This is a genomic window from Flavobacterium sp. UGB4466 (assembly GCF_903469665.1).
In the GTDB taxonomy this organism is placed as follows: Bacteria; Bacteroidota; Bacteroidia; order Flavobacteriales; family Flavobacteriaceae; genus Flavobacterium; species Flavobacterium lipolyticum.
Genome location: NZ_CAGKLC010000168.1, coordinates 1 through 5990, shown reverse-complemented (window position 1 = coordinate 5990; position 5990 = coordinate 1). Strand labels below are relative to the sequence as shown.

General features: G+C 37.4%; 4 protein-coding genes. All 4 read right to left on the bottom strand.

The genetic code is table 11. The annotated features are described in order from the left end of the window. Positions 1 to 267: 267 nt before the first annotated feature. Positions 268 to 1737, bottom strand: a complete 1470-nt coding sequence (gene ilvC, locus JO950_RS20975; RefSeq protein WP_202704390.1) for a ketol-acid reductoisomerase — start codon at positions 1735 to 1737, stop codon at positions 268 to 270. 60 nt (positions 1738 to 1797) lie between these two features. Next, positions 1798 to 2319, bottom strand: a complete 522-nt coding sequence (gene ilvN, locus JO950_RS20970; RefSeq protein ID WP_202704389.1) for an acetolactate synthase small subunit — start codon at positions 2317 to 2319, stop codon at positions 1798 to 1800. 86 nt (positions 2320 to 2405) lie between these two features. Continuing rightward, positions 2406 to 4094 carry a biosynthetic-type acetolactate synthase large subunit gene (gene ilvB, locus JO950_RS20965; protein ID WP_202704388.1) on the bottom strand — a complete coding sequence of 563 codons (1689 nt, stop codon included), beginning with the start codon at positions 4092 to 4094 and terminating at the stop codon, positions 2406 to 2408. Between the two features lie 158 nt (positions 4095 to 4252). Further along, positions 4253 to 5926 carry a dihydroxy-acid dehydratase gene (gene ilvD, locus JO950_RS20960; RefSeq protein WP_202704387.1) on the bottom strand — a complete coding sequence of 558 codons (1674 nt, stop codon included), beginning with the start codon at positions 5924 to 5926 and terminating at the stop codon, positions 4253 to 4255. Positions 5927 to 5990 lie beyond the last annotated feature (64 nt).

Genomic DNA, 5990 nt, shown 5'->3' with positions numbered 1-5990 from the left:
GTATTACAATCTTCCGCACTATTTTTGAAAATAGAAGCAACTTTATTAATTAAAATGAAACTTCAACAAGTACATTTATTACTAAATATACCCCCTTCATTAGGGATTAGCTTCACTTAACTTACAGTCTTACTTTCAGAAGTTAAGTGAATGCAATTTGCATCTATATCCATTTTTCTTAATAAGTGCTTACTAATTCAAAAATATTACATCAAACGGAGATACAGAGCAGATTCCACAACCGTATGTGTGGTAATTCCCAATTTATTATCCAATTTTTTTCATTGCTGTCATTGATTCTCTCAACCATGCTCCTACTTCTTCGATAGGGTGTTGACGAACTTCTTTGTTTACAGCAATTAAAGTAGCATTGTCAACTCCATTTGAAGTAGAAAATGGTTTACCTATTACATTTGTTTCCACTGTTTTCATAAATTCTGTTAACAACGGCTTGCAGGCATGGTCGAATAAATAACAGCCATATTCAGCAGTATCCGAGATCACACGGTTCATTTCAAATAATTTTTTTCTTGCAATTGTGTTTGCAATCAAAGGTAATTCGTGTAATGATTCATAATAAGCTGATTCTTCGATAATTCCAGCCTCAGTCATGGTTTCGAAAGCCAATTCTACCCCCGCTTTTACCATTGCGATCATCAGTACTCCGTTATCAAAATATTCCTGCTCTGAAATTGGAGCTTCTTGTGGAGCTGTTTTTTCGAAATTAGTTTCTCCTGTTGCAGCTCTCCATTTTAGTAAGTTTACATCATCATTTGCCCAGTCGATCATCATGGTTCTGGAGAATTCTCCTGAGATAATGTCATCCTGGTGCTTTTGGAATAACGGCCTCATAATGTCTTTTAATTCTTCAGCAATTTCGTAAGCCTCAATTTTTGCTGGGTTGGAAAGACGATCCATCATATTGGTGATACCTCCATGTTTTAAGGCTTCAGTAATGGTCTCCCATCCATATTGAATCAATTTTGAAGCATAGGCTTTGTCGATTCCTTTTTCCACCATTTTATCGAAACATAAAATAGAACCGGTTTGTAATAACCCGCAAAGAATGGTTTGTTCTCCCATTAAATCTGATTTTACTTCGGCTACGAATGACGATTTCAGAACTCCTGCTTTATGGCCTCCGGTGGCTACAGCATAAGCTTTAGCCTGATCTAAACCAAAATTGTTTGGATCATTCTCCGGGTGAACAGCGATTAGTGTAGGAACACCAAATCCTCTTTTGTATTCTTCACGAACCTCAGAACCAGGACATTTTGGCGCGCACATAATTACAGTGATGTCTTTACGGATTTGCATTCCTTCTTCCACAATATTAAATCCGTGAGAATATGATAATGTAGCTCCGTTTTTCATTAAAGGCATTATGGCGGTAACTACAGCAGTATGTTGTTTGTCAGGAGTTAAGTTACAAACTAAGTCGGCAGTTGGAATTAATTCTTCATAAGTACCTACTTTAAATCCGTTTTCAGTGGCATTTTTATAAGATGCTCTTTTCTCTGCAATTGCATCTGCACGCAACGCGTATGAAATGTCTAAACCGGAATCTCTCATGTTTAAACCCTGATTCAGACCTTGTGCTCCACAGCCTACAATGACAACCTTTTTTCCTGCCAGAGCCGAAATTCCGTCTGCAAATTCTGATTGCTCCATAAATTCGCAAACGCCTAATTGTTCTAATTGTAATCTAAGTGGTAATGTGTTGAAATAATTTGCCATTTTTTTTAAAAATATTTAATGAATGTTGTATTTAATAATTGGTTAATAGATGAAATAATACTATTTGAATGTTTCTAACATTGTTGAAATTTCCATTTTTTCTTTTGAAACAGATATCCTTCCTGAGCGAACAAACTGCATAATGCCATAAGGTTTGAATTTGGTATACAAATCTTCGATTTCTGAACGTCTCCCCGATTTGGAAATCACAAAGAAATCGCGGGAAACCGTGACAATTGTAGACTGACTGTCCTTGATGATGTTCTGAATTTGTTTTTCATCAAACAACAGGCTTGATGCAATTTTAAATAAAGCGTTTTCCAGATAAATGGTTTCTTCATCTGTGTGATAAAATGCTTTTATCACTTCAATTTGCTTTTCGATTTGTCCGACAATATTTTTAACCCATTTCTCTGTTGTTTCCACAACAATAATGAATCTGGAAACACTTTCTATTTCTGATTCAGAAACGTTTAAGCTTAATATGTTAATGTGACGCTTTAAGAATATTCCTGATATCCTGTTTAACAATCCTACATTATTTTCTGAGTATACCGATATGGTAAATGTTCTGTTTTCCATTTTTTTTTAGTTTTATTTGTTTCAAGTTTCAGGTTTCAGGTTTTACAACTTGAAACTCAAAAAAATTGAAACATGAAACTTTAATTTTAGCTTAATCTAATTTCAGAAACACATGCACCCGTTGGAATCATTGGGAATACGTTATTTTCTTTCTCTACCATAACTTCTAAGAAATAGGAATCTTTTGAAGCCAGCATTTCGGCAACGGCTGCATCTAAATCTTCTCTTTGTGTTACTTTTTTAGATTTAATATAATATCCTTCGGCTATCGCAACAAAATTTGGATTGATCATTTTAGTAGAAGCATATCTGTTATCAAAAAACAGCTCCTGCCATTGACGTACCATTCCCAAAAATTCGTTGTTTAGGATAACAATCTTTACAGGTACTTTAGTCTGAAAAATGGTCCCCAATTCTTGTATGTTCATTTGAAAACCGCCATCACCAATTATAGCCACTACTTCACGATCCGGTTTTCCCATTTTAGCTCCGATGGCTGCCGGTAAAGCAAATCCCATCGTTCCCAATCCACCTGAGGTAATGTTACTTTTGGTAGAATTGAATTTTGCATAACGGCAGGCAAACATTTGATGCTGCCCAACATCAGAGACGATAATAGCATCACCTTTTGAGTGTTTGTTTATCATTTCTATGGTTTCTCCCATTGAAATTCCTTTATTATTGGTTGGGTTTAATTCTTCTTTTATAACGGAATCGTACTCGATTTCCTTTAGCTCTTTAAATTTGTTATGCCATAAATCATGTGATTTTGCTTCGATTAATGGTAATAAAGCGGTTAAGGCTTCTTTTACATCTCCAAGAACAGCTATTTCTGTTTTTACATTTTTATCGATTTCGGCAGGATCAATTTCGAAGTGAATTACTTTTGCCTGTTTGGCATAAGTATTCAGGTTTCCGGTAACACGGTCGTCAAAACGCATTCCGAAAGCAATTAAAACATCACATTCGTTGGTTAGCAAATTTGGACCATAGTTCCCGTGCATTCCCAGCATTCCCACGTTTAAGGGATGGTCTGTTGGCAAGGCTGATAGTCCTAAAATGGTCCAGGCAGCTGGAATTCCTGATTTTTCAAGTAAAGCTTTAAATTCGGCTTCCGCTTTTCCCAAAATAATCCCCTGTCCAAAAACAATAAAAGGCTTTTTAGCGCTATTGATTAAAGCAGCAGCTTCGGCGACTTTATCTAATTTTAGTTTCGGAACCGGAGTATAACTTCTGATTCCGGTACATTTTTCATAACTAAAATCTAATTGGTCAAACTGAGCATTTTTCGTAATGTCAATTAATACAGGTCCCGGGCGTCCGGAACGTGCGATGTAAAATGCTTTTGCAATAATTTCAGGGATTTCCGAAGCTTCGGTTACCTGATAATTCCATTTGGTTACCGGAGTCGAAATTCCAATGATATCCGTTTCTTGAAAAGCATCAGATCCTAACAAGTGCTTCCCTACCTGACCTGTGATACAAACCATTGGGGTTGAATCGATTTGAGCATCTGCAATTCCGGTTATTAAATTGGTTGCTCCCGGCCCTGAAGTTGCAATGGCTACCCCTACTTTTCCTGTAGCTCGGGCATATCCTTGTGCGGCATGTGTAGCACCTTGCTCGTGACGTACCAACACGTGGTGTAACTGATCCTGAAATTTATATAATTCATCGTAAACCGGCATGATTGCTCCTCCCGGATAACCATAAAGTAAGTCTACTCCTTCTGCTAACAAACATCTTATAACGGCTTCTGCCCCTGATATTTTCATAGTATATTGTTTTTTCAATGTCAAAAATCAATTTCAAAAATCAATGGCAATGTTAAAATCAATTTCAAACTGATTCTTTATACTTCTACTTTTTATTGCAATTGAACTTTGTTATTTTATTGATATTGTCATTGTTTTTTGAAATTATTATTGTAAAATTATTTATCGGTAACGCAACCAGTTGAAGCGCTTGAGACTGATCTGGCATATTTCAGTAAAACTCCTCTGCTTACTTTTAGAGGAGGCTGAATCCAACTTTCTTTACGTGCTGCGAATTCTTCGTCAGATATTTTCAGGTCGATTGTATTTTTTACTGCATCAATAGCAATTAAATCGCCATCTTTTACCAGTGCAATACCGCCACCATCATAAGCCTCTGGTGTAATGTGTCCTACCACAAAGCCATGTGAACCTCCGGAAAACCTGCCGTCTGTAATAAGAGCACAGCTGCTTCCTAATCCTGCTCCAATAATGGCCGACGTAGGTTTTAGCATCTCAGGCATTCCCGGACCACCTTTTGGTCCACAATACCTGATGACGACTACATTACCGGGTTTAATTTTTCCGGCTTCAAGGCCAGGAATCACTTCAAACTCACCTTCAAAAACAACCGCAGGACCTTCAAAATACTCACCTTCTTTTCCGCTGATTTTGGCAACAGCTCCTTCAGAAGCCAGATTTCCATATAAAACCTGAATGTTTCCGGTTGGTTTTAAAGCTTTTTGTATTTCGTGAATTACTTGTTGTCCGTCTTGTAAATCCGGAGTTGAAGCTAAATTTTCGGCTACTGTTTTTCCGGTTACAGTTAAACAATCTCCATGAATTAGTCCTACTTTCAATAAGTATTTCATTACTGACGGAATACCACCTGCTTCATGAATGTCTTCCATCATATACTTGCCACTTGGTTTCATATCTGCGAGTACAGGAGTTCTGTCATTAATCGCTTGAAAATCATCAAGTGTAATTTCAATACCAACGGAATGTGCCATAGCGATCAAATGCATTACAGCATTGGTTGAACCTCCTAAAACGGCTACGATTGTAATGGCATTTTCAAAAGCTTTACGAGTCATAATGTCTCTAGGCTTAATATCTTTTTCCAATAATGTTCTAATAGCTTTACCTGCAGCAAGACATTCGTCTCTTTTCTCCTGACTTAAAGCGGGATTTGATGAACTGTATGGCAAACTCATTCCCAGGGCTTCAATTGCCGAAGACATGGTGTTAGCGGTATACATTCCGCCACAGGCACCTGCTCCGGGACAGGCATTTTGAATAACTCCTTTAAAATCCTCCGGAGTAATTTCATTTTTTACTTTTTTTCCTAAGGCTTCAAAAGCTGAAACAATATTCAGTGTTTCTCCTTTCCATTTTCCGGAATGAATAGATCCTCCGTACACCATTAAAGACGGGCGGTTCAAACGTCCCATGGCGATCAGAGCACCAGGCATGTTTTTATCACAACCCGGAATTGCAATGATGCTGTCGTACCACTGCGCTCCCGCAACTGTTTCGATAGAATCGGCAATGACATCTCTGGAAACTAAGGAATAACGCATTCCTTCTGTACCGTTTGAAATTCCGTCACTTACACCAATGGTATTAAAAATAAGTCCGACCAGATTTGCATCCCACACTCCTTTTTTAACGTCTTTTGCTAAATCATTCAGGTGCATGTTGCAAGTGTTACCATCGTACCCCATGCTCACAATACCTACCTGTGCTTTTTTCAAATCTTCTTCAGTTAAACCAATACCGTACAACATGGCTTGCGCTGCTGGTTGTGTTTGATCTTGAGTGATGGTTTTGCTGTACTTATTTAATTCCATTATTGTGTTATTTTTTTAATTTTAATTCAAAAAAAAACCTTCCAGTATTTGGAAGGTTTATAAT

Excerpts from the sequence above, each read along its gene's own strand:
- ilvC (WP_202704390.1), bottom strand. The coding sequence starts at position 1,737 with ATGGCAAATTATTTCAACACATTACCACTTAGATTACAATTAGAACAA.
- ilvN (WP_202704389.1), bottom strand. The coding sequence starts at position 2,319 with ATGGAAAACAGAACATTTACCATATCGGTATACTCAGAAAATAATGTA.
- ilvB (WP_202704388.1), bottom strand. The coding sequence starts at position 4,094 with ATGAAAATATCAGGGGCAGAAGCCGTTATAAGATGTTTGTTAGCAGAA.
- ilvD (WP_202704387.1), bottom strand. The coding sequence starts at position 5,926 with ATGGAATTAAATAAGTACAGCAAAACCATCACTCAAGATCAAACACAA.